General features: G+C 41.9%; 24 protein-coding genes. 3 read left to right on the top strand and 21 right to left on the bottom strand.

Translation table 11 applies throughout. From position 1 onward, the window contains the following. Positions 1–159: 159 nt before the first annotated feature. The 9 genes from nadA to rpe form a co-directional block, all read right to left on the bottom strand. Positions 160–1,224 (bottom strand): quinolinate synthase NadA, encoded by a 1,065-nt coding sequence (nadA, locus tag A9Z07_RS10695; RefSeq protein ID WP_004774940.1) that lies wholly within the window; start codon positions 1,222–1,224, stop codon positions 160–162. A gap of 143 nt (positions 1,225–1,367) precedes the next feature. Next, a complete protein-coding gene (gene argJ, locus A9Z07_RS10700; protein WP_069578560.1) occupies positions 1,368–2,588 on the bottom strand; it encodes a bifunctional glutamate N-acetyltransferase/amino-acid acetyltransferase ArgJ in 1,221 nt (406 codons plus the stop codon). 351 nt (positions 2,589–2,939) lie between these two features. After that, positions 2,940–3,428, bottom strand: coding sequence for a methylated-DNA--[protein]-cysteine S-methyltransferase (locus A9Z07_RS10705; protein WP_032874892.1), 489 nt, complete (start codon positions 3,426–3,428; stop codon positions 2,940–2,942). A gap of 18 nt (positions 3,429–3,446) precedes the next feature. Further along, positions 3,447–3,764 carry a DMT family transporter gene (locus A9Z07_RS10710; RefSeq protein WP_004774947.1) on the bottom strand — a complete coding sequence of 106 codons (318 nt, stop codon included), beginning with the start codon at positions 3,762–3,764 and terminating at the stop codon, positions 3,447–3,449. Between the two features lie 160 nt (positions 3,765–3,924). Next, complete coding sequence (locus A9Z07_RS10715) at positions 3,925–4,416, bottom strand: cobalt transporter (protein ID WP_069578565.1); 492 nt, start codon at positions 4,414–4,416, stop codon at positions 3,925–3,927. Positions 4,417–4,498: 82 nt separating this feature from the next. Beyond that, positions 4,499–5,404 carry a copper resistance protein B gene (locus A9Z07_RS10720; protein ID WP_069578571.1) on the bottom strand — a complete coding sequence of 302 codons (906 nt, stop codon included), beginning with the start codon at positions 5,402–5,404 and terminating at the stop codon, positions 4,499–4,501. After that, positions 5,391–7,346 (bottom strand): multicopper oxidase domain-containing protein, encoded by a 1,956-nt coding sequence (locus A9Z07_RS10725; RefSeq protein ID WP_069578576.1) that lies wholly within the window; start codon positions 7,344–7,346, stop codon positions 5,391–5,393. The genes A9Z07_RS10720 and A9Z07_RS10725 overlap by 14 nt, the downstream gene beginning before the upstream one ends. Before the next feature lie 75 nt (positions 7,347–7,421). Further along, positions 7,422–7,838, bottom strand: a complete 417-nt coding sequence (locus tag A9Z07_RS10730; protein ID WP_069578581.1) for a hypothetical protein — start codon at positions 7,836–7,838, stop codon at positions 7,422–7,424. Positions 7,839–8,206: 368 nt separating this feature from the next. Beyond that, on the bottom strand, positions 8,207–8,893 hold the full coding sequence (gene rpe, locus A9Z07_RS10735) for a ribulose-phosphate 3-epimerase (RefSeq protein ID WP_069578584.1): 687 nt from the start codon (positions 8,891–8,893) through the stop codon (positions 8,207–8,209). Between rpe and A9Z07_RS10740 the strand changes: the two genes are divergently transcribed. Together A9Z07_RS10740 and A9Z07_RS10745 are read left to right on the top strand one after the other, a co-directional pair. Continuing rightward, a complete protein-coding gene (locus tag A9Z07_RS10740) occupies positions 8,892–9,080 on the top strand; it encodes a hypothetical protein (protein WP_032863842.1) in 189 nt (62 codons plus the stop codon). The genes rpe and A9Z07_RS10740 overlap by 2 nt on opposite strands. Further along, positions 9,077–9,352 (top strand): DUF2218 domain-containing protein, encoded by a 276-nt coding sequence (locus A9Z07_RS10745; RefSeq protein ID WP_004774958.1) that lies wholly within the window; start codon positions 9,077–9,079, stop codon positions 9,350–9,352. Before A9Z07_RS10740 ends, A9Z07_RS10745 begins: the two co-directional genes overlap by 4 nt. A gap of 25 nt (positions 9,353–9,377) precedes the next feature. Here the strand turns inward: A9Z07_RS10745 and fghA are convergent, their stop codons facing one another. The 7 genes from fghA to A9Z07_RS10780 form a co-directional block, all read right to left on the bottom strand. Continuing rightward, positions 9,378–10,223 carry an S-formylglutathione hydrolase gene (gene fghA, locus A9Z07_RS10750; protein WP_069578588.1) on the bottom strand — a complete coding sequence of 282 codons (846 nt, stop codon included), beginning with the start codon at positions 10,221–10,223 and terminating at the stop codon, positions 9,378–9,380. Next, positions 10,192–11,637 carry a C13 family peptidase gene (locus A9Z07_RS10755; protein ID WP_069578591.1) on the bottom strand — a complete coding sequence of 482 codons (1,446 nt, stop codon included), beginning with the start codon at positions 11,635–11,637 and terminating at the stop codon, positions 10,192–10,194. The genes fghA and A9Z07_RS10755 overlap by 32 nt, the downstream gene beginning before the upstream one ends. A 209-nt stretch (positions 11,638–11,846) precedes the next feature. Then, positions 11,847–12,650: a class I SAM-dependent methyltransferase gene (locus A9Z07_RS10760; RefSeq protein WP_069578595.1), complete on the bottom strand. Its 804-nt coding sequence runs from the start codon at positions 12,648–12,650 to the stop codon at positions 11,847–11,849. After that, a complete protein-coding gene (locus A9Z07_RS10765; protein ID WP_005256121.1) occupies positions 12,650–13,471 on the bottom strand; it encodes an undecaprenyl-diphosphate phosphatase in 822 nt (273 codons plus the stop codon). Before A9Z07_RS10765 ends, A9Z07_RS10760 begins: the two co-directional genes overlap by 1 nt. Positions 13,472–13,479: 8 nt before the next feature. Further along, complete coding sequence (tsaB, locus tag A9Z07_RS10770; protein WP_069578599.1) at positions 13,480–14,178, bottom strand: tRNA (adenosine(37)-N6)-threonylcarbamoyltransferase complex dimerization subunit type 1 TsaB; 699 nt, start codon at positions 14,176–14,178, stop codon at positions 13,480–13,482. 143 nt (positions 14,179–14,321) lie between these two features. After that, complete coding sequence (locus tag A9Z07_RS10775; RefSeq protein WP_171258965.1) at positions 14,322–14,849, bottom strand: gamma carbonic anhydrase family protein; 528 nt, start codon at positions 14,847–14,849, stop codon at positions 14,322–14,324. 24 nt (positions 14,850–14,873) lie between these two features. After that, entirely contained in the window at positions 14,874–15,479 is a 606-nt protein-coding gene (locus A9Z07_RS10780; RefSeq protein ID WP_005256117.1) for a CoA pyrophosphatase, read from the bottom strand. A 129-nt stretch (positions 15,480–15,608) separates the two neighbouring features. Between A9Z07_RS10780 and A9Z07_RS10785 the strand changes: the two genes are divergently transcribed. Next, on the top strand, positions 15,609–16,157 hold the full coding sequence (locus A9Z07_RS10785; protein ID WP_069578606.1) for an NUDIX hydrolase: 549 nt from the start codon (positions 15,609–15,611) through the stop codon (positions 16,155–16,157). Between the two features lie 45 nt (positions 16,158–16,202). Here A9Z07_RS10785 and A9Z07_RS10790 read toward each other — a convergent pair whose 3' ends face one another. The 5 genes from A9Z07_RS10790 to A9Z07_RS10810 are packed head-to-tail and all read right to left on the bottom strand — an operon-like array spanning position 16,203 to position 23,145. Beyond that, positions 16,203–18,164: a hypothetical protein gene (locus tag A9Z07_RS10790; RefSeq protein ID WP_069578607.1), complete on the bottom strand. Its 1,962-nt coding sequence runs from the start codon at positions 18,162–18,164 to the stop codon at positions 16,203–16,205. 21 nt (positions 18,165–18,185) lie between these two features. Next, positions 18,186–19,451 (bottom strand): putative pilus assembly protein FilE, encoded by a 1,266-nt coding sequence (gene filE / locus A9Z07_RS10795; RefSeq protein WP_069578609.1) that lies wholly within the window; start codon positions 19,449–19,451, stop codon positions 18,186–18,188. Continuing rightward, positions 19,451–21,115 carry an OmpP1/FadL family transporter gene (locus A9Z07_RS10800; protein WP_171258966.1) on the bottom strand — a complete coding sequence of 555 codons (1,665 nt, stop codon included), beginning with the start codon at positions 21,113–21,115 and terminating at the stop codon, positions 19,451–19,453. Before A9Z07_RS10800 ends, filE begins: the two co-directional genes overlap by 1 nt. Before the next feature lie 12 nt (positions 21,116–21,127). Then, positions 21,128–22,267, bottom strand: a complete 1,140-nt coding sequence (locus A9Z07_RS10805) for a hypothetical protein (RefSeq protein ID WP_069578616.1) — start codon at positions 22,265–22,267, stop codon at positions 21,128–21,130. A gap of 44 nt (positions 22,268–22,311) precedes the next feature. Next, complete coding sequence (locus tag A9Z07_RS10810) at positions 22,312–23,145, bottom strand: C39 family peptidase (protein ID WP_069578620.1); 834 nt, start codon at positions 23,143–23,145, stop codon at positions 22,312–22,314. Positions 23,146–23,315: the final 170 nt, after the last annotated feature.

Here is a 23,315-nt window from a genome sequence, read left to right on the forward strand (position 1 = left end):
CAGGCTGTGCTATGCTCCGATTTCTCAGCTTTTAGTGTATCGCACATCGTGCGGTACGGTGTGCATTCTAGGCGCGACGCTCTGGAACGTCAACACCTATTTTTCAAAAATATTAAAAATCCTTACCAAATGTATATTTAACAAGCATCTTGATGCTTTTTAACGCTTTAATGAAGCACTAAAGTTCAACATTCGATCTAAAGGCAATTTAGCGCGTTCCGCCAAAGCTGGATCAACGTGTATTTCTTGATCAGCATGCTGTAATACATGCAGAATTCCATCAAGTTCATTCATTGCCATCCAAGGACAATGCGCACATGAACGACAAGTTGCCCCCTCACCTGCGGTTGGCGCTTCAAATAATTCTTTATCTGGCACTGCTTGTTGCATTTTATAGAAAATACCACGGTCGGTTGCCACGATCATTTGCTTATGCGGTAGAGTCTGGGCTGCTTTGATCAATTGCGAAGTACTTCCCACTGCATCTGCAATATCCACCACCGATTCAGGTGACTCAGGATGTACCAAAACCGCTGCATCTGGATAAAGCGCTTTCATTTGCGTAATGCCACGGGCACGGAACTCTTCATGTACGATACATGCACCATCCCATAGCAACATGTCAGCGCCAGTTTTCTTCTGGATATAGCGACCTAGATGCTGATCAGGCGCCCAAATAATTTTTTCACCTAAACTATCGAGATGTTCAATGATCTCAACTGCACAGCTTGAAGTCACCACCCAATCCGCACGTGCTTTCACTGCTGCTGAAGTGTTGGCATAAACCACTACAGTATGATCAGGATGTTGATCACAGAATGCAGCGAACTCATCCACTGGACAGCCCAAGTCAAGTGAGCACGTTGCTTCCAAAGTCGGCATTAATACTGTTTTCTCAGGTGATAAGATTTTTGAGGTTTCCCCCATAAACTTCACACCAGCCACCACTAATGTTGTCGCAGGATGATCACGACCAAAACGCGCCATTTCCAATGAGTCAGAAACACAACCACCTGTCAGTTCAGCAAGCTCTTGCACTTCTGGATCACAGTAATAGTGGGCCACAAGCACAGCATTGCGTTTTTTAAGTTCTGCTGCGATTTGAGCGAACTTTTCTTGTTTCACTTCTGGGCTAAGGCTATTGTCCTTTGGCTCACCCAAACGATCTAAATGCGCCTGCACAATATTTTTGGCTTCGTTCGCAATTAAATTCGCATCATTCATAAAACGTCTTCTCTATCCTGCGTGCTTGCATTACTGCAAACCTATAACGTGGGTGTCTGGGTGATTATTTGTTGAGAATCACACTGTCCACAAACCAGCTTATAAAAAAAGCCCCACTGTGGAGGCTTCATTATAACGCAAATTTATGAGCGATAATCGGCATTAATTTTTACATAGTCATAAGAAAAGTCACAGGTATAAACCGTGTCTTTTGCCGTACCACGACCAAGATCAATACGAATGGTAATTTCTTTTTCAGCCATCACCGCAGCGCCCGCTTCTTCGGTATAGTCTGGGTTTGCACCACCATCCAGACAGATTTGCACATCGCCCAACCAGACTTGAACCTTGCTACTGTCCAGATTTGGCACGCCCGCCTTACCAATGGCCATCACAATACGTCCCCAGTTTGGATCTGAAGCAAATAATGCAGTTTTAATGAGTGGTGACTCTGCAACGCTATACGCCACATCACAACACTCTTGCGTATTTGCTCCACCCTCAACCTGAACCGTGATGAATTTGGTTGCACCTTCACCATCACGTACGATTAATTGCGCCAGACGATCCATGATACGTGCAAGCACGGCAAGAACGTGTTGATAACGCGCATCATCCTGACGCTGGATTTCTGCGCCACCTGCCAAACCTGTTGCCACAAAGATACAAGAGTCATTGGTCGATGTATCACCATCAATGGTGATGCGGTTAAAGGAATGCTCAACCGTGGTTTGCAATAAACGCTGTACCAGTTCTTGGCTAATCGGCGCATCGGTTGCAACAAAACTCAGCATAGTCGCCATATTCGGACGAATCATGCCCGCACCTTTACTGATACCTGTCATAGTATAAGTCACGCCATCCAGTTCGAACTGCTCAGATGCACCTTTCGGTGTGGTGTCTGTGGTCATGATGCCAGATGCCGCTTCAGCCCAACGATCTGCATTTAACTCATTTAATGCAGGCTGAATGCCTTGAACCAAACGTTCAATCGGCAATTGTTCCCCAATTACACCTGTGGAAAATGGCAAAATCTGGTTGGTTTGCACACCAGTTAATTCAGCTAACTTGGCACATGTGGTTTCTGCATTTTTATAACCGACTGTACCTGTTGCTGCATTGGCATTGCCCGTGTTGATGATCAGGTAACGTGGCGTATTCTCTGCTAAATGCTTTTTACTCAATTGAACCGGCGCAGCCGCAAAAGCGCTTTGGGTAAATACCCCAGCAACCTTTGATCCTTCAGCAAATTCAAAAATGACTAAATCTCGTCGATTTGGATAACGTACATACGCCTCAGTTGAGCCAATTTTTACACCTTGCACCACATGCATAAGTGGCATAGTTACGTCACCAACAGCCATTTTTAAACTTCCATTCAATTTGTTATGAAAAAGAAAATGAATCCAAACCCTACATATGAGACTCGGAAAGGTCATCTACAACCTGCGTAGTATCTGTAATATCTCGTTTCTGCGATAGATAAAAACAAATACCACAAGTGAACAGGTTTTGTAGATGACAATGCCTTTGGTTACTTTGGGCGAAACCAAAGTAACTCGAACCGAAGGTTATTCCTATAATTGAATTACACTAGACAAGATACCGCCTCGCCAGTAATTTATTTACAGTTCAAGTCATAAAATATGTTGATTCATATCTGCTTTGGTAGCTTATTCCAAAAAGAAATGAAAATCGAGTATTAACAATACAGATTATGGAATTTGGCTTTGCTCTAAACTGAGTAAAATCTGCTTCTTATCCAGACCACCCGCAAAACCCACCAACGCCCCACTCGAACCAATCACCCGATGACACGGCGCAATAATCGAAATCGGATTCTTGCCATTGGCAGCACCCACCGCACGCACTGCTTTTTCATTCCCCAACTGAACGGCAATCTCCTTATAACTTCGCGTTTCCCCATAAGGAATATTCAATAATGCTTGCCAGACCTGTTGCTGAAAAGCCGTTCCCTGAAAGTCCAGAGGCAAATCAAATTGCTGACGTTGCCCTGCAAAATACTCTTCTAATTGTTGTTTCACTTTATGCAACATTGGATGCTGGCGATCTTCAACCAACTCGGCCAAACGAACCCGTTTATGATCTTCGTTATCCCACATCACCGCAACCAATGCCTGATCATGTGCAACCAGCTTTAATGCGCCAACAGGCGAATCCATATACATATAAACCAGTTGCATCATGTTCTCCTTAAACCATTAATTTGATGAGAGCTTCATCAACATCAAACCTGATACGATCAAAACCGCTGCAATCATCCGCATCGCAGTCATCGGTTCATTTAACACCATGATCCCGACAATAAAAGAACCAATCGCACCAATCCCAGTCCAGATGGTATATGCCGTTCCCAGCGGTAGTGTACGCATTGACATCGACAGCAACACCACACTTAACACCATGAAAACAATCGTTATGATACTTGGCGTTAACTTGGTGAATCCTTCAGACAACTTCATCGAGTATGCCCAAATCACTTCAAAAATACCTGCCAAAACTAAAATTGCCCACGCCATTTTATTACGCTCAACTTTATCAAGGGTTGGGTCGTCCCAACGTGATTCTTTCGAGGGAGGTCGTCCTCCTAAGCCCAGCAGTGTACTGTAAAATAAACCATGATGTGCTGTGTTATGTATCAACTCACATGAAATTTTGAGCCATGATCAGTGACTCATCCTATTTCTTTCGTAAGGCTTTTAGCCATTGTTCGAAACGTTCAATAAGCTTGGATAAAAACTGTTGCAGCTGGTTCAAAGCAGTTTCATGTGAAGAGTTAAATTGACCTGCATGCGTCTTTTTCTTGGCTGTTGCAAGTTCCAAAGGTTCATAATGCGGCATGGTTTGTTGTAGCTCAGCACCCAGATTTAAGCGCTGCAAAGCCACTGTGACAACCTCAATTGAATCTTGATGATAAAGCGCCAAATGACGGGCATCGACATCAATACAGTGTTCAATGAGCAGTTCTGAAAAAGGAATGAGGGCTTGCCTTACTCGTTGTTGTTCTATATCACTCCTCATATCAGGAATATGATAAAAACTGACGTACATGCTGCCATCAAGTGGAATCAGTTCAAGCTGAGAAGTAGAGACGCGCTGCGGCTTTTCGCCCGACGGAGTAGCGTGAGTATTTTTATCTCTTATTGGATTGTCTTGTTGTTCTAAAGCCATTTATGCACCATGAATGACTCAAAAAAGATACTGTTAGTATAAACCAACAGTATCTTGAAAAAATGACATTTTAAACAAAATATCAAAACTTTAGCGTAAGCCCTGCACCATAGATCCAACCTGTTTCAGAATCAGTGGCTTCTTGCCAGTCAGTCGCCTTGCGCCCCTTGTTATAGCCATAAGCCACATCAATAAAAGGCATCACACGATTCTTCACAATTTCATATCGGGTTTTAATCCCCACTTCCGCATCGGCAAGCCCTGTTTTGACTGCATACTTGGATTCATCTCGCAATACCCATTGCATTTCCAGATAAGGCTGCATAATCAACTTTTGTGTGAGCAAGAAATCACGTTCTGTTTCCAGCACAAAGCGCCATTGCTGATCCTGTCCCGCATACAGATGTGCATCGGTTTCAAAGAAGTATTGAGCCATGCCATGTAAACCCACGACAGCTTCAAACTGTTCCTTATCGACTTGCTGCTCGGCGTTATAACGGTAATTTACACCAGCTTGGACATCCCAGAAATCTGAAATATTACGGCTATACAGGGCCGCAATACGTTGCTCCGATTTTTCAGACTCAGCCTTGGCATAATCGGCATTGATAAACAATTTATTTTCATCACTGCCAACCCAGGTTTTTAATTTAGACTTAAGCGTACCCTTGCCATCTTCATCCAGCATCCATGTGCTATCCAACTGAGTCGATTGATAGATTTGCCCACCATGTTCACGGGTATGATCGTGCTGCCCATGTTCTGTTTCAGGCGGTTGCTGAACTGTTATCTGACGTTGATGTTGTGAATGATCCATTGGAGATGCAGCAGCCACCGGCATATTCTGTTGTGCAGGCATCTCCATTTGCATCATGGCGTCATGCCCTTCATGCGCATAAGCTACTCCACTCAACGAAGAAACCATGCCACCGATTGCCAATAATTGTGTATATCGTTTCATTTTAGAAACTTGCTTAGTGATGTGCATGGCTCGCTCCTTGAGATGATTTAACAGGGGCTTGAACTGGAGTTTTTGAATCGTCGACATTGGCAACGATCAGCTTACTCATCATGCCTGCGCTCATGTGGTATAACAGGTGACAATGGATTGCCCATTCTCCTAATTCATCCGCGGTCAACAAAGCTGTTACCGTCTTGCCAGGCGGTACAATCACCGTATGCTTATTTGGCATATCTTGCGGTGCCTGTCCATTTTCCAGTTGCATAAACATGCCATGTAAATGCATCGGATGCGCCATCATACTGTCATTGACAAATTTCAGGCGGATACGCTCACCATAACGCACCGTTAAAGGCTTAAAGTCAGGATCACTAAACTTCTTGCCATCAATGGTCCAGATATAACGTTCCATGGTTCCGCCCAGACGAATCACCACTTCACGTTCTGCTGGACGGCTATATTTTTCTGGCTGGGGTTGCAATGATTGCAGATCAGCATACGTTAAGGCTTTCTGCCCTGCTGGGGTTGCAGCATTAGCCCAGCCTTGTACAGTAGTGGTGCCTTCTTTTTCAGAAGAGTCCTTCATTTGATGTTGGCGATGATCCATCGTTTTCATATTCATCTGTGCATGGGCACTATGATCCATTTGCGACATGTCCATATTTTCATGTGAAGCATGATCCATGCCTGCATGTTGTTTAGAGACATCGGCCTGTTTGTCCTGAGCAGTCAGATGTTGTCCATGATCCATCTTGCTCATGTTCATTTGCGTATGCGCACTGTGATCCATGGCTGATTGCGAGTTCGTTGTAGTCTTCTGCTGTTCCTCTGGCATCTGGTGCTGACTATGGTCCATTTCGTCCATTTTTATTTGACCATGCGAACCATGATCCATGCCCATGTCTTCCATGGTTAATAAGGCACGTGGACGTGCTTTGGGAATCTGAACCCTCGTCGGAGTGGTCACCATTTCATTCTGTAATGAGGCAATAGCAAAACCAGAGCGATCAATCGACTCTGCTTCAATTTGATAATGTGCCTGTTTCGGTTCGACCAACACATCATAAGTTTCTGCCGTACCAATACGGAACTCATCTACAGGAATAGGCTTTACTGGCTGTCCATCGGCACTGACCACGGTCATTTTCAGGTTAGGAATACGTACATCAAAAAAAGACATCGCCGATGCATTGATAAAACGCAAACGTATCTTTTCACCCGTCTTGAAAGCACCTGTCCAGTTTTGTTGTGGCGTCTGCCCATTCACCAAAAAGGTATAACCCGTGACATCGGACAAATCCGTTTTCAGCATGCGCATCTGGTTCCACATCGAGCGATCTTGCCAAGTTGCTTTCAAGCCTTGTTGCTTGAACTGTTTCCAGACATCGCCAACTGTTTCACGCTGGTTCTGATAATACTCGGCTGATTTCTTCAGATTTGCCATGATCTTGTCACTTTCAGTTTCATGGAAATCAGACAACATCACCACATAATCACGTTCAGCTTTTTCATGAGCTGCGACAGGCTGCTTGCCTTTTGGATAAATCACCAAAGGGCCATATAAACCATCCTGTTCCTGCCCCTTGCTGTGCGCGTGATACCAGTAAGTGCCATTTTGGCGAACCTTAAAACGGTACTCAAAACTGCCATTCGGCTTAATACCTTTGAAACCGTTAAATCCAGGTACACCATCCATGAGTCCGGGTAAAAGCAGACCATGCCAGTGTAAAGAAGTATCTTGATCTTTGAGCTGGTTATGAACATGAATGACAGCTTCATCCCCCTCCTCAAATTCAAGCAGCGGCGCAATAAATTTCCCATTCACGGTAATACGTTGTACGGGTTTACCTGTCACATTGACAGTGCCCTGATTAATATTGAGATGATATTCTTTAATTGCTGCCACACTATAAGGTGCGAACAATAAGCTTAGGCTAGCGACAACACCAGCATATATTTTTGAGGACATGATGATTTCCTAATCTGTTAACTTTAAAAATGCTCACTTCCCTTTTCAAAAAGAGAAAGAGCCTGCAAAGACAGATCAGGTTCTAGGAGGGCGTAAAATCTCTTGCCAATAGCCAGCAAGATGCCGAGCTTGGTAGTCCGTATTGATATACGTACTCAGCTCTAAAAATGGTGAAACTGAAAGGCTTGGCGTATTTTGGTCTAAAGCGAAATTGATGCTTTGACAATGCGAGGTACTATTACAATCCTGACAATGCAGATGATCCTGCATCTGTCCATCATGACATTGACCGAGACTCATGCGATCTGCATGTGAGCTTGGCGCAGGATGATGTTGCATCATTTGCTGATCATGACACGATAAAGTTGAAACAGTAGATGAATGATGAGAATGAACCTCTTGAACTGCTGCAACGGCCGCACTGCTTCCCCCGATGAAAAAGATCATCAGGAATACAAACCACAAATGTCTGTATTGCTTGCGAAATTGCACTAAAGGTTCCTTGTTTCCATCAATTCAGGTGATTGAATATGCCTAGCATAATTTCTTTCTGCTTTATGCACAATGATCTCACTGTTTAAATTCTTATCATTATATTCAGCAACAGCATGATTTCGCTGTTTTCTTGGCCGATTTAAACCTCTAAGCCCTCTGCGCAAAAATAGTGCAAAATAAATAAGTTAGCGCATAAAAAAAGGACAAAAAATTGTCCTTTTTTCGTTTTTTTGCTGTGAATATAAACAACTGAAATCATTTTGTTTATTTTAACAACATCTTATCCACCTGCTTATCAACATGGTTATCCACCCAGTTATAAACAAAGTTATCCACAAGCTTATGTGAAAAATAGGATGAAAACACTAAACTTCTGTTGCACCAACTTGAGCCAGCTCTGCACGCATTTGATCAATCACCGCTTTATAGTCTGGTTGACCAAAAATTGCCGATCCAGCCACGAACATATCCGCACCCGCTTCTGCAATCTCACGAATATTTGCTGGGCCAACACCACCATCAACTTCTAAACGGATATCACGACCGCTGGCATCAATAATTTGACGCGCCTGACGTAATTTATCCAAAGTCATTGGGATGAGTTTCTGGCCGCCAAAGCCTGGGTTTACGCTCATCAATAAAATCTGGTCGACTTTATCCAGCACATAATCAAGATAATGCAATGGTGTTGCTGGGTTAAATACTAAGCCTGCTTTTGCACCACCCGCCTTGATCAATTGCAAAGAACGGTCAATGTGATCCGTTGCTTCTGGGTGGAAGGTAATAATTTCTGCACCCGCTTCAATAAAATCACCAATCATACGATCCACAGGTGAAACCATCAGATGCACATCGATAGGTGCTTTGATACCGTAATTTTTCAGTGCCTTACATACCCCTGCACCAAAAGTAAGGTTTGGTACATAGTGGTTATCCATCACATCAAAATGTACAACGTCTGCACCTGCAGCTAGAACTTTTTCTACCTCTTCACCTAAACGCGCAAAATCAGCAGATAAAATCGAAGGAGCAATCAAATAAGGCTTGGACATGGATGACCTGGCAAACTCTGAGAAAAATGATGAAACGATTATAACAAATTCAGCACACTTAGGGCTGTTACAAAGTCATTATTCAAGCATTGCAAACTTGCAACAACGCGTTGCATCTGGACTATTTTTATCTCGCCTGCGCTTTGCTATGTTAGTCAATGAAATTAGAGGAAGAAAAGCAACATGAATAGCAGCACAAATATCACGACGACTGAAGGAAAACGTATTAGTAAACGTTTGCTCAATCACTGGAAGCATAAGTTTGAAGTTGCAGAAACGGAAACAGAGACAAAAATCTTTATGCCTACTGCAACCGTCACCCTCACACCGCATGAACAGCATTTGGCGGTACTGATTGAAAACCAGCAAGATGATGTCGCACATCTCGAACAAGTGGTGATCAATCATTTAAACCGTATGGCACAGCAGGAATTTGTGGCTGAATGGCAGCACAATTAAAAAGAAGCTCAAATGAGCTTCTTTTTTATCCCACTACTTTTTCAAGCTGAATGGCATGAAACTGTAGATGATCATCGATAAAACTTTGAATAAAGTAATAGCCATGATCATAGCCTTTGTGTAGACGCAAAGTGAGCGGTTGCTCAGCCTCCAGACAGGCTTGTTTAAATTTTTCAGGATTCAGCTGAGCAAAAAACTGGTCATCCAGTCCTTGATCAATGAGGATTTCTTCAAATAATCCACCTTTCTGCTGTACCAGCGCGGTCGCATCATGTGCAGCCCATTGCTGCTGATCAGTGCCAAGATATTGGCTAAATGCCTTTTCACCCCACGGGCAAATACTTGGCGCACAAATCGGCGCAAAAGCCGAAACCGATTTGAATTGGTCAGGATATTTAAAAGCTAAGGTCAATGCGCCATGTCCACCCATTGAGTGTCCAAAAATTCCGATCTGGTTTTCAGCCACAGGGAACGCTTGTAAAACATGCGCATAGAGTTCATCAACCAGATAAGACTCCATTTGATAATGCTCAGCCCAAGGTTGCTGGGTCGCATTAATATAAAAGCCAGCTCCCTGTCCAATATCCCAATGATCGCCTTGTGCAACGCCTTCTCCACGCGGAGAAGTATCAGGTGTAATTAAAATCAGGCTGAGTCGAGCTGCCATCCGTTGTGCATGGGCTTTAATCGCAAAGGTTTCTTCGGTACAGGTTAAACCAGCAAGATAAAACAAGGCTGAACACGCCTTACCTTCCAATGCCGCAGGTGGCAAATAGACACCCACTTTGGTGCTGCCTTTAAGATGTTGAGACTCAAGTTGATAAATACGTTGCTCACCCTCAAAACAACGGTTTTTTTGCAGTAGCTGCATGTTCATCATCCTGTGTTTTTATAATGTCTGTAGATGCAATATTTTGTGTCGGGAACAGATACGGTTCAAGCTGTGGCAGCATCAATTCCATATTACGACCGATCGACCATTGCGGTTCAGATGGTTCAACACCTTGTGCCACTTCCCACTTGGTCACAGTCTGCTTGGCCTGCTCAAACGCTTTTTTCATAGAATACTGTTCGCGCATCGCCAGATCAAAAAACGCCCGACCAAAATAAGTATAGTCTGCTTCGTTATTACAGCCAAAAGAAGTTTTGTCTGCCGCAGAAGCCGTAATAATTAAAGTATCTGGTGATTGTAAAGCGGGAATAAAACTACCTGAGTAACACGCTGAAATCACAATAACACGCCAGCGAATTCCAGATTTATCCAATGTTTCTCTTAACCATTTTGGATCGACCTGATCCAGATTCAGCGGTGCATTTTCAATTTCAAAATGATTACGCTCACCATGCGATGTCATGTATAGAAACAACACATCGCTATCACGATTCATTTGCTGACCAATACGGCGTAAAGCCAACTCCATACTGGTTTTCGATGCGATTGGTACTTCTAAACGCGTAGCTGGATTATTAATCAGCATAATTGAACGCCCAAAGGTTCCAAAACGCGTATCAAACTGTTCTCTTATACGTTCAATTTCTGATTTGAATACATCCACATAACTATCACCAGCCACACCCATAAAATACCAGTGGCTTTGTGCAATATCACCATATTGAATCTGATCCAGTGCTTTATCGAGCAAATGGCTTTGCGCATAGAAGGCATCTTCGGCAAAACTTGGCGGAGTCTGTTCCACTTTCCAGATCGGCTGATCCTTTACTGAAAGCTGCCACACCACCATGGTCGCAATCGTTGCCACAAAAACCAGCGCCCGCTCCCACCAAGGCCAGTTCAGAGCACGAGAAAAGACCCAAATTACAGCCAGACTTTGCCAGACAAATAGACCAACAAACAGTGGCGGCAGGAAACCGTTATAGATACTGTCAGGAATAAAGTTCAGATAACCATTTGAGCCCAGATATTGGATAATGCATTGTAAAAGCAGAATATTAGTATCAAGTACCAACCACAGTAATGCAGGCACCAGCATCAAACGCGGCTGGTTCATCCGTTGCGAAAGAAAAATACCGACAATAAGAGCAATAAAAGGCCAAAGTGCGTAGCCAATCAAACCTTGAGCATTGAACTCCCCCATTTGACCCGCCACCAACCAGCTATAAAGCGAGTTGGTACAGCCACCGAGGATACCCCAGAGAATCAGCTGGGTAATAGAAGGATGAACAACCTGTAAGGAACGGCGAGACCCGAGGAACAACCACATTCCAGCAATTTGGTTACTTTTAAAATCATGCCAGAGATTAATGGACGGTTTGAGGTCTATCATAAAATTCTTCGGGAGTTTCTCTTTTCAAGCCTAAACTGAAAATATGCCATTCTAATGATTGAATGTGCAGTACTTTTCCTAAAAGACGCAATGCGTGACTGTAGTGTAAGCTCGACAAGAATTTTTTAGCAATCATGCTTTTGCACTATATCACAAATCTTTACCGAGCATTGACGCAAGCCAAACAATCATTTGAATCTGATTTAAAGTTAACCTTTTGGAAAATATGCATCAAAACGACAAGCATCACCTAACCATTGGTGATCAGGGGTTTGATCCGCCAGATAAACCGCATGTCTCGGTCGTTTCACAATCACCCGTTTCGCGATCTGGTTGGCCAAATGCAAGAGTTGATCCCCAAGATCCATTTCCCCATCTTCAGGCAACAACATATGTAATAACTGCATTTGCTTCTTGACCTGAGCCTGTTTCTTTATGGCTTGCTGGTTCTGATCGCGTTGTGGAAACATGGGATCAAGATACACAACATCGACCTGCTCACCCTGCTGGACTAGTTGCTGTAAATAGCTATTCGAATCCGCATAGATCAGTTCAATACGTGACATAAATGACTGTAAAAATGGATCTTGCTCGGCCTGTGCTTTGGTGTGTTCCAGTAACACAAACAGAATCGGATGGCGCTCAACCAATCGTACATCGGCTCCCAAATAAGCCATCAGTAAACTGTCATGACCTAAACCAGCAGTTGCATCAATCAAGCTCGGTTTTTCACCCAGCTGGCATGCTCTAGCAATCATCTCTGATTTTAAGCTGGCTCTTTTTAAACGGGGAATCTCGGCACGCCAGTCAGGTTGCATTTTCATCCCGTTGGCAGCAAGGCTCAGCCCATCGCTATCGATGAGCAAAGCCATTTCAGGATTCAAACGTAAAAAACGGGCATTAATTTTTTCAACCACTTGACCATTCAACTGAACATTCAATTCAGCTAAACGGCTTTTCAATTGCTGAAATGCCTGTTCATATTCCGCTTGATACCAACACTCCATCTGCATTACCAATGCACCCAACCTGTCCACCACGTCGCTAAGATAAATAAACCAAATACAATTCGATAATACGCAAATGCCGTGAAGTCATGCTTAGACACATAGCGAATCAAGGCACGGATGACAACCAAGGCAGAAATGAAAGCAACAATAATACCGACGGCTAAGACCATCATGTCATTGCTGTGCAATTCATGACGCATCTTGTACATATCCAGTAAGCCAGCGCCCATCAGTACAGGGATTCCCAAGAAGAATGAGAATTCAGCTGCGGCTTTACGAGATACACCTAAAAATAATGAACCAATAATGGTTGAACCTGAACGTGAAGTCCCTGGAATCAAGGCCAAACACTGAATCAAACCAATGAGCGTCGCCTGTTTAAAACTCAGATCATCCACTTCTTTGGTGACGATCTGATGTGGTCGACGTTCTGCCCATAGAATAATAAAACCACCGACAATCAAGGCAATCGCAACGGTAATCGCATTAAATAAATAGGCTTTGACCACATCACCAAAAGTCAGGCCAATAATTACGATGGGAATAGACGCGATGATCAGGTTCAGACTCAGACGGCGACCCTGCTCTTGTCCAGTGAGCGCGCCAATCAGTGCTCCCCACAATTTACCCCAATATTCATAAATAACCGCGGCAATTGCCCCAATCTGCACGGCAACAGCAAACATATCTCTTTTTTCAATCGTCCAGAAATCAAGAAGTTGTCCTGATAAAATGAGATGTCCTGTACTTGAAATGGGCAGGAACTCGGTAATCCCCTCAACCAAGCCCATAATTGCTGCTTTAAATAGCAATAAAAGATCCATAATTAACCTTAATTCGCCTTACCTTGTTCTGGAATTTTTTTCCACGCATCATCACGTAAATATACAGGCAGCGCATGTTCAGCATCGACCCATTTTTGCTGTTCCGCATAGCTTCTGGCAATCACAGCAATATCTTGTGCTGTTGCCTTAATCTGTACCAGTGTCGTGTTTTGAATGGAAACCTCAGCGGAGTCTATTCCAGTTGGCTTAATTAATTCTGAACCCGAACCAATCGGCGTAAATTTGCAATATGCAGAAGCTTGTTCGTAATTTAATAATTTTTCTTCATCCATCGCCTGCATCATACCCTGCTCATCCAGACTAAAGTTGGCGATATAAACTTCCTGCATGCGTGCGTCGAGTACAGCTGTAACTTGCGTTAAACCCGTAACACGATAAGCAGCTTGCGCCAACGCTTGCAAACTAGAAACTGGAATCACGGGTAAATCCTGTGACCAAGCCAAAGCCTGTGCAACGGCAGCATTAATACGCACCCCACTAAATGAACCGGGGCCGCGACTAAACGCAATTGCTGCCAAATCAGCAAGTTGAGTTTGGGTTTGTAATAAGGCTTGCTCGGTTAAAGGCAAAATTGTTTGCGTTTGTGCTTTCGGCCGATCATCCAACTGAAAATAGAGTTCTTGAGTATCATCAATTAATGAAACAGAACACTGCTCATTTGCAGTTTCCAATGCCAGCAACTTCATGCAAAAACCTTAGCCCAAAAGAGATAAAAAACGTCGAGTATCATACTCCACTCAAACGCGATAGGCGAGTTCTTGGCTTTTTTATCTTAATAAAAAGCCAAGCATAAACTTGGCAATATCAAGACTTCATTTTTAAATAGGCGTTAAAAAGTAAAGGGTTCCAGATTTAAGAAGTTTTTATAATGCTCTGCATAATGCAAGGCACTTAAACGCAAACGTGCAGCCCCTTGTTCATCCAGTGTTTTCACTACTTTTCCGGGAGACCCCATCACTACAGAATTATCTGGAATAACCTTTCCTTCTGGAATCAGCGCATTAGCACCAATAATACAATTCTTACCAATCACGGCGTTATTCAAAATAACCGCATTCATGCCAATCAGCGAATTATCACCAATAGTACAACCATGTAACATGACCTTATGTCCAACCGTCACATATTCGCCAATAGTCAATTCAATACCAGCATCAGTATGCAACACGGCATTTTCCTGAATATTCGAGAAATCCCCAATCCGTATCACACAATTGTCAGCACGAACCACTGCACCAAACCAGATACTCACTTGCCGACCAAGCTCTGCTTGACCAATGACTGTCGCTGTTGGCGCAACCCAGCCATCCCAAGGTTCATGTAAAGCTTTCGGACTCAATCCCTGATAGGTATACATCATGATAAAAAACTCTTAAAAAAATTAGAACTTTGCAATCCCAAAGTGCGGAGGATTCACGAGAAAAGGCCAGCTTTTTTGATAGCCTAATCCATATTGAAATAAAGACACCAACATCCGCGCAGTCAACCCCCACACCACTTCACTATCCACTTGCATACTCGGGAAATATAACGATTGACGAGCCAAACGAACTTCATAAGGCAAAGGAGGTGCATCGATGAGTTCTTGTAATGGGACAAAGAAAATCCGATCAATCTCGGTCGGTTGCGCCACCAGATCCACTTGAGCAGGAATTAGCCCCACGATCGGCTTAACAGACAAACCACTGCGTGCCCGCTGAATCGGCAGATCGCCCAACAGTTTGACATCAAAGGGGTTCAGTGCCGTTTCCTCTTGCGCTTCACGCAAGGCCACTACAATATTACTGGTATCGCTCGGATCACGTTTTCCACCAGGAAAGGAAACCTCCCCTGCATGTTGAGACAACTGCATCGAACGGCGCGTGAGCAAAACTTTAGGCTGACTTTCTTGTGTAATCGCAATTAATACAGCAGCATCCGCCTGCTGGATTCGTTTGGAAAAACGTAACCGTTGTTGTAAAAGCGCGATTAACGATGGTTCTTCCATCTCAATTATCTCTTGTTCTCATTTTCCTTAATCAGCATCATAGCCGAATTTTTAGCTGCAATCATAGATCATGATGCGAAGTCATAAAAATTCGGTTATGCTGAGTTATCTCTACGGCTGATGATAACTATGAGCTTTTGCGTTGCGTGTGGACATCAAACTGAAGCAAAAATTCCACTTGGTGATCATAAATCACGATTGGTCTGCACACATTGTGGCAACATCCATTATGAAAATCCCAAAGTCATTTGCGGTGCATTAGCACTATGGGACGATAAAGTTTTACTGTGCCGTCGAGCCATTGAACCACGTTATGGTCTCTGGACTTTACCTGCGGGGTACATGGAATTATTTGAAACCATGGAACAAGGTGCAGCACGCGAAACCAGAGAAGAAGCTGAAGCCGAAGTTGAAATCGAACAACTCTATTGCATGTACAATATCCCGCGTATCGGACAGATCTACGTACTCTTTAAGGCCTTATTAAAACAAGGACAGTTCGGTGCGGGTGAAGAAAGTATCGAATGTCGCTTATTTGAAGAATATGAAATTCCATGGAAAGAACTTGCTTTCCCAAGTGTAGAGCAAACTCTACGACATTATTTTGCTGACCGTAAAAGTGGACATTTTCCAACACATTTAGAAACGCTCGGTACACGTCTGGACCATACAGGATAAATAAAAAAGACCGCATAAATGCGGTCTTTTTTATTTTGCTGCCAATCAAGATTTTATCTTGATTGCATTACACGCTGGAATTTTTTGATCTGCAATTCTAATATTTACGGTACCCGAATAACGTTTCGCTAAAGCACGCTCCTCATCAGTCGGTTTAATATATTTATTTCTTTCGGTATCATCTTTTAAATTATCATATCTCTCATTATAAATAAGTTGGTGACCTGCATAAGTATTTGACCAACTTAGGGTGTCATTAGTGAAATTAGTCAAATTAATCCCATTGGCTTGTCCAGCCAACAAGTTATGTATATTAATTTTTGCGCCTGTTCCAGCAGTTAAATTCAAACCAAATATAGCACCATCTACATTACCAAACTTTGGATTTGATAAAATCATCCGCACCACAAGTGACTTATCTACATTACTAAATTCAGTTGCTGCAGTTGTACCAATACGATATTGAATCTGATCATTACTATCAGTAAATGTTCCATCAGTATTCACAGACTTAACCGTGCCACAAACTCCAGACTTATCGGTCGCTGTTGCATCTGCTTTTATATCGGTACGAATATCACCCTTTTCATCAATGACGATACCAATATCTACAGCAGGAAAATCATTGTTTTGGAATTTGAAATTTAAAGTTGCATATAAAGGGAAAATATATGATTGTTTTGACTGAACATTTTTTTCAGTTCTAAAAATATCTTTTGACAAATAAGTTGAAGGATTTACTCGAAAAATATCAAATCGTCCCTTATAAGTCTGTCCTGCAATTGTATGTTGCCATGCTCCTAATAGCTTAGGGTCAACAGTATCACTGTCCTTCAGTTTACTTAATTGTTTATATATACGTTCTGTTCCTGCTATCGCGGTTCCATTAATCAATTTCCCTTGCGTCAACAATAAATCTTCAGACTTTTCATTATTTAGACTAAAACGCAAAGGCTGATCTGGATTAATGAACTTATCAATTTGATTGAACCACAAGTTTTGCGCATTTACCTGCATTTTTTGTGGTTTAACTTTGGTTGTTAAAACATAAGGAATAACAATCTTATCTACGACAGAGGCAGGTCCGCGCCATTGTTGGCCATACCCCAAAATATAGCCCTGACGATCAGAAATGAGTAAGAAACTTCCCATAGAATGGAGTAAATTATCACTTGCTTTAGTACAATCAGCATAAATTTCTCGGTTACATCCAAAGAAACCATCCGCAATCGCAGCCGAAGTAGAGTCATTATCACCAACTTTAGCAAACGGTACATCCGCCTGCCATACTCCTGTATTTGATAAATTTAATAAATCAGTTAACAAGACTAAAGCTTGCTCATCAGAAACCTTTTCAACATTTAGCCAAGGTTTTAGGACCTCAACATATTCCCCACTAATAAACTCTTGTGTACCAATATCCTTACTAATACTGCTCAATTGATCTTTTTTTTCTTTACTCAATTCTATCGGTTGAATATCCCCGATGACATTATCACCGTTTTCAACACCAAGACTCTGCAGAATCTTAATCAAAGCAACCGCTACTCGAGTTGTATTATCACTCATATCTAATGCAGTTGGAGTTTGGCCAGTCATTGCAATAGCTAAATCGATAAGACGTATTCTTGGTGGTATTGCTAATTTTGTTTTAGAAATATCATCTAAATTGATAGTGCCTAAATTAATTTTACGAGCGCCTTGCCCCTGAATATAAAAATTAATCCTGTCACCTAACTTACAAGCACCTGTAACAACATTACCTTCCAGTTTTGTCGCGAAATGGTTGATATTATCGGAACTGCAATCAAAATTAAGCCCGGTAACAGGATAGTCCACTGCAAATCGCAAACAATTATCTGCTGTCACACTACAGCTCGTATTTGACGTTATACCTTCAACACCTTTGGTTGGATCTTCATTAATCTTGGCACTTTCACCACCACAACCATGTAACATCAGTGCAAGCGTAGATACTGCAAAAGGTAATAATATTTTCTTATTCATACATTTCAATCCTGTTAATGCTTACTTTAAAGCAGAGATCCTTATCTGGCCTTGATTTGATAATTCGCTTTCAGGCACATCAATTGCAGAAGCGAGTGGAGTCATCATCATATATTCAGCTTTTGGTGGAATTTTAATCACGCCTTGAATCGCTGAATGTTGCAGCAGTGTTGTATTCACCAAGTTATTTTTAAAACCACTTACAGCCTCCTGCGCACAGCCTTTTTCATCTAGAAAGACGACCAACGGCCAATAATAAACAGGCTTTTCATTACTTGAGGCGTAAGAAGCAATTTGCATATATTCTACGGAGTGGTCTAGCTTGACCACTTCATACTCAAACTTTTCTTTTAAGGGCTTTCTCGGCCAGATACCAACTTCTTTTTTAGGCGTTAAAGTCTTAATTGATTTCTTATAATCCTTTAAGAAACAACGATCATTTTCAAAAGTTGCTGCCAAGTCTTCAGCAGATAAACGTATATAAGTACTCGATAAAACGATCGGTTCTTCAGGCTTAGGTTTTCGGTTCAATAATCTATTGAGCATCGACTGGTTTACACCTTTTTTACGCTCAATTGTTTCCATACGTCCAGTTCCATCAGGCATTGTATAAAAACGTTTTTTGCCGTCGAGATTAAATTCTAGGTCTTCTAAATATTCATTATTTACGTATTCTACGCCATCAATTTTAGAAAGCGGCGCTGATGTAGAGTTCTCAACATTCACAGCATCACTAGATTGTTGACTTGGTACCACGACTTCTTTCTTATTCGGCTTTTCTGATGTTAAAGATGGTTTAGCCGAAATAGTAGGCTCAATATGAAGGGGGTGAGATTTTTGTGATGACATCACTGTTGGTCGTGCTGTTTCTGCCACAGGTGGCTGTGGTTGCTCTTTTTTAACCTCAACTATTTTTTTCACTTGTTTAGCTGATGCAGGTGCGATGACAGGAGAATGGGAAACACTTGCATCGGTATTTTGTTTTTGTATTGAAGGCTCTTTAGGCATTACCATTGCAGCAGCTGGCTTTGAAGAAACAGCCTCTTTATCTTGCTGCTTTTTCTCCAACACAACTGTTTCTACTTTCTCAACCTGTGTGACCTTTTCTTGCTTTTGCTGAACTGGTATCGTTTTTACAGGCTGAGATTGTTTTTTCTGAGGAATAATCATTGGCCGACCATCTGGGCCAATGATTGTATAGAAACCCTCTTCTGCATACACAGCTCCCCCGCTTGACAAAACAACGAACAAGGTCACGAGCAGAGGCTGTTTAATCATTTTATACATTACCATTTTGTTCTGTAGTTAATGCCAAGTAAGGTGACTTTGGTATTTGTTTTTACATTTAGGCCTGCATAAGGGTTTAATAAGATATTACCCACCCCAGTCTGGTTCGATAAACTACTGGTGTTAGCTGGAATATCATCACGGCTACGCAAGAAACCTAAGGACAAATCCAAATCTGTATCCTGATCAAAACGATAACCAATACCTAGACCAAATAGTTGTGCATTGTTAATCGGTACCATGGTATTTCGTTTGTCATCTGGAATAGAACTTGTACGAGGTTCATACCCCATCCGTAATTTCAAACGATCTGTCGCAGAATATTCAAAACCTATGCCCCAACGCCAAGAGGACTGGAAACGTAATGGTAAAGCTAAGGAACGGTCTGTCACATCATTGGAAAGCAGCTTGGCAACTTTAAGTAATGAAATTTGTCGGTCAAACTCAAATCTAAATTTGTCCCAAGCCGAGAAGTCGGTCCAGCCTACGTCAAAATTCATTTGCAAATCTGGGAATATTTTATATTTAATCCCTGCTTTAAAGTGCTGAGGATATTTGAAATCCATCGCAACCAAACCTGATTCTACATCTGGCACATAGCCAGGTAATCCCAGAATCGCAGCAAGAATCTGCCCTGTTGCAGAGGAGTTTAATCCAGCAACAAGTTGCTGTGGAGCTACCGCATTATTAATTAAATATTTGCCTTTTAAGCGCATTTTGGCTTCACTTTGATACACCATACCAAAGCTAAAGTCATCAGTTGGCTCCCAAAGTAAGCCCAAGTTATAGCTTGGACTTAAGGACTGCTCCAAAGAAACATCCATGGCACCCATTTTATTAAACGGGTTCATTCCTTCTTTGGCATTACAAATACCGAATAACAATAAATCAGTAATGATATCGCCGTTGTCTTTAAATGGCCGACAAACAACATCATCCACCATACGTAATACACCGATCATTTCATTCGGGAAACGTAAATCTGTTTTCAAGGCAATTGCCTGATAGGACATGCCGAATGAAGCACCGAGTGATAAATGATCATTCACCTGATAACCAAAAGACGGCGATAAATAAGTAATACGCTCTAAAGCAACCTGTTGCCCCATATAGTTACTTGGATTACCATCTTCCGCACCAAAACCAGCAACTAAAGGTGCATAAACTGCAGTTGCATAAGTCACTTTTGAACCAGGTGGCTTATATGAAATACCAGCAGTTGGTGCGACTAATGGTGAGTTAGGCCCCAAATCAACAATTTTCTTGAGAATCGGAACGTAAATACTGGCATATTCCACATCCCCATGCACTGTACCTTTAAAATCTGTACAGATATTGGAATCAATTTCAGGGCCATCATTACAAACCAATGGGTCATCTGAGTAACCAAAAACGTTGTAGCCAGCAGGTGCCGAATAATCACGTTTAATGGCAAAATTTGCCAAAATCCCTTGTACATCAGTTTGTAAACCCTCTAATTTCGCAAGTGCTGCAGGGTTAAAATGCACAGCACTAATGCCTGGAGGATCTGCGGTTACAGCATTCCCTAAAGCAAGTGACCTTAAGTCTACAGATAAGTCTTGTCCTAACTGTGCATTGGCAACAGTAGATAAACCAGCAAAAAATACGGCTATCGTTAAAGGACATAATCTAAGGTGTTTCACCATTACATCTCCTTAACGAATTTTTTTGCCAAAACCTATAATGTCAAGTGGGAAAGATAGACCAAGTGACACATCTGGTGCATCTTCAGTTAAGCCAATACCAACCGTACCATTTACAATCGTTTCAGGAGATACGCGCACCCCTAAAGCAAAAGATAGCATGGCACTACTCTGGTCAGCTGACTCGTAGCTTTCGCCTTCTTTAAAATAAAATTTTGCGCCTGTATTAAAGCTTTGTTGATATGACATGGTCAGTGACACGTCATAGTTAAATGAATAGGCAAAACCAAAAGCAAAGCCACCACTCACACCAGGATCAAAACTTTCTAATATTCTTTGCCCTCTGACCTGATCTAGACCTGACTCTTTAAAACCATAGTTAGCAGATACAGAACTAAATAGTACAACTGGATCAATATATTTACGGGTACTTGCGCCAACACCAACAGAGTAATACCCCTTACCTGTTGAAAGTTCGTCTATTCCGATGTCATAAGGGCTGTCGCCCGTTTTAGTCGATAAACTACCAAATAAAACTAAAGGAAGACGTCCTTGTTTTAGTGGGAATGGTTCCCAACGTGCTCCAAAGTTAATATCCCCCAAACCAGCAGCAGTCGTATCTTTCAATAATTCTTTTTTTGCAACCAGAGGTAATGACGCAGACAAGGTAACATTGTCTAATAAACCATATTGCACTGTAAATGTATTGGTTAAAGTGTGATTGGCATCTTCTTCAAATCTTAGATTTCTTAAGCTACCATCCTCCATAGAGGCATCGACACGAGTATCACGATAATAGGTGTAGTCAATGTCATAGTAGGATGAAAAAACACCTTTTTTGATTAGCGAGTACTGACGTTCATTCGAAGTAAAAACTTCTTGCAGGTTGGTTTCTTGAGTTGCATCTGTTTCTTTTTTCTGTAATGCACTCGCTGCTTGATCAGCCTGACTGGTTTCTACCGCTGGTGCAACGGGACTCGTCGTCTCCTCCACAGGCGGGCTGGTGGTCTCATTGCTTGTAGCTGCTGCTTCATCTGTTTGAGGTGCTGTAGATTCAACTACAGGTTGCTGTTCCTCTGCTGCGTAAAGTGTTGATGTGATTGCGCTTAAACTCAACGCCAACACAGTCATCTTCATCCATGTATGATTCATTTTACTTTGCATCCTATTACATTAATTTTACTGATTTTTATTAACTATTTCCGCTTGTAATATAAGCGCATATACGTCGTAATTGGTTGGTTATAAGTGTCTGAGGTAGAGTTCGTATCCAATACTCGACGCATTGTTGAGCTCTTATCTGCAAGTTTCTCAAACTGTTGCGTTGGATATTGAATATCAGCAAGGGCATATCGATTTACTGTTGCATCTTCCACATGACGCATATCAGAATCTTGAAGTGCCAATAAATTCTTTTGGTACTGTTGAGGTATATCAACAATAAATAATGTATTGTTATCCCAGATTTCTTTAAATCGAATCTCATCAAAACTGATGTTGCCTAAAGCAGGATCAGCGACATAAACTCTTCCATCTTTATATGCTTTATATACTACAAAATGTTTAAAACCCGCATAGGTAATAGGAACAATTGCAGGTTGCTTCAAAGCAGTTAGATCAGAAAACTCGCCACGGTAACCACCACTTGTTAGCCCCAATGCTGAAACGAAACGTTTCATATCTAACAAGGAGAAACTACGGCGCTCGATAATACGTTGATACTCACCATATTGAAGCAAACCAGTCATTGTCTGTTGTTCAGTCAAGCGCAAACCACCATATCCATTTAATAGCGTGGTTAAGGCCGCAGATCCACAACTATAGTCATAAGCTTGACGTACAATTCCCCTGAATTGATCTTCAACAGCAGGCTTAATCACCACGGCTTCGCGATGATTACGAGTAAAAGAAGGATTACGGGAATCGAGAGTTTCTGTGTAATGAACAGTCCCCTCTGGCTTTTTCTCAATTTCAAAGGCTTGCGTTGTAAAGTAATACATCAATGCTGAGCCTAAAGCGATCTCTAACATAAGTCTCTTTTTCTAACTATGGCACAACTTGCCTTATTCGTTTTATTTTAGTGTTTAAAAACACTACATCCCTGTCTGTTGAAGATACCTTTTTTTATAGAAAAAAACAGCTTTTTTTTAGTTTTTTTTGACGAAATGTAATGAAAAATAGAATTAAGTAAAGTTTTATT

The sequence above is a fragment of the Acinetobacter sp. YK3 genome, assembly GCF_001729365.1.
GTDB lineage: Bacteria > Pseudomonadota > Gammaproteobacteria > Pseudomonadales > Moraxellaceae > Acinetobacter > Acinetobacter vivianii.

What these genes read in the sequence shown, in the direction of transcription:
- A9Z07_RS10720 (WP_069578571.1), bottom strand. Translation starts at nt 5,404, where the DNA reads ATGCACATCACTAAGCAAGTTTCTAAAATGAAACGATATACACAATTA.
- A9Z07_RS10780 (WP_005256117.1), bottom strand. Translation starts at nt 15,479, where the DNA reads ATGGAAGAACCATCGTTAATCGCGCTTTTACAACAACGGTTACGTTTT.
- A9Z07_RS10810 (WP_069578620.1), bottom strand. Translation starts at nt 23,145, where the DNA reads ATGTTAGAGATCGCTTTAGGCTCAGCATTGATGTATTACTTTACAACG.
- tsaB (WP_069578599.1), bottom strand. Translation starts at nt 14,178, where the DNA reads ATGAAGTTGCTGGCATTGGAAACTGCAAATGAGCAGTGTTCTGTTTCA.
- A9Z07_RS10725 (WP_069578576.1), bottom strand. Translation starts at nt 7,346, where the DNA reads ATGTCCTCAAAAATATATGCTGGTGTTGTCGCTAGCCTAAGCTTATTG.
- fghA (WP_069578588.1), bottom strand. Translation starts at nt 10,223, where the DNA reads ATGCAGCTACTGCAAAAAAACCGTTGTTTTGAGGGTGAGCAACGTATT.
- A9Z07_RS10740 (WP_032863842.1), top strand. Translation starts at nt 8,892, where the DNA reads ATGGATGACCTGGCAAACTCTGAGAAAAATGATGAAACGATTATAACA.
- A9Z07_RS10785 (WP_069578606.1), top strand. Translation starts at nt 15,609, where the DNA reads ATGAGCTTTTGCGTTGCGTGTGGACATCAAACTGAAGCAAAAATTCCA.
- rpe (WP_069578584.1), bottom strand. Translation starts at nt 8,893, where the DNA reads ATGTCCAAGCCTTATTTGATTGCTCCTTCGATTTTATCTGCTGATTTT.
- A9Z07_RS10805 (WP_069578616.1), bottom strand. Translation starts at nt 22,267, where the DNA reads ATGAATCATACATGGATGAAGATGACTGTGTTGGCGTTGAGTTTAAGC.
- A9Z07_RS10745 (WP_004774958.1), top strand. Translation starts at nt 9,077, where the DNA reads ATGAATAGCAGCACAAATATCACGACGACTGAAGGAAAACGTATTAGT.
- filE (WP_069578609.1), bottom strand. Translation starts at nt 19,451, where the DNA reads ATGTATAAAATGATTAAACAGCCTCTGCTCGTGACCTTGTTCGTTGTT.
- A9Z07_RS10790 (WP_069578607.1), bottom strand. Translation starts at nt 18,164, where the DNA reads ATGAATAAGAAAATATTATTACCTTTTGCAGTATCTACGCTTGCACTG.
- argJ (WP_069578560.1), bottom strand. Translation starts at nt 2,588, where the DNA reads ATGGCTGTTGGTGACGTAACTATGCCACTTATGCATGTGGTGCAAGGT.
- A9Z07_RS10755 (WP_069578591.1), bottom strand. Translation starts at nt 11,637, where the DNA reads ATGATAGACCTCAAACCGTCCATTAATCTCTGGCATGATTTTAAAAGT.
- A9Z07_RS10765 (WP_005256121.1), bottom strand. Translation starts at nt 13,471, where the DNA reads ATGGATCTTTTATTGCTATTTAAAGCAGCAATTATGGGCTTGGTTGAG.
- A9Z07_RS10715 (WP_069578565.1), bottom strand. Translation starts at nt 4,416, where the DNA reads ATGGCTTTAGAACAACAAGACAATCCAATAAGAGATAAAAATACTCAC.
- A9Z07_RS10775 (WP_171258965.1), bottom strand. Translation starts at nt 14,849, where the DNA reads ATGTATACCTATCAGGGATTGAGTCCGAAAGCTTTACATGAACCTTGG.
- A9Z07_RS10760 (WP_069578595.1), bottom strand. Translation starts at nt 12,650, where the DNA reads ATGCAGATGGAGTGTTGGTATCAAGCGGAATATGAACAGGCATTTCAG.
- A9Z07_RS10710 (WP_004774947.1), bottom strand. Translation starts at nt 3,764, where the DNA reads ATGGCGTGGGCAATTTTAGTTTTGGCAGGTATTTTTGAAGTGATTTGG.
- A9Z07_RS10705 (WP_032874892.1), bottom strand. Translation starts at nt 3,428, where the DNA reads ATGCAACTGGTTTATATGTATATGGATTCGCCTGTTGGCGCATTAAAG.
- nadA (WP_004774940.1), bottom strand. Translation starts at nt 1,224, where the DNA reads ATGAATGATGCGAATTTAATTGCGAACGAAGCCAAAAATATTGTGCAG.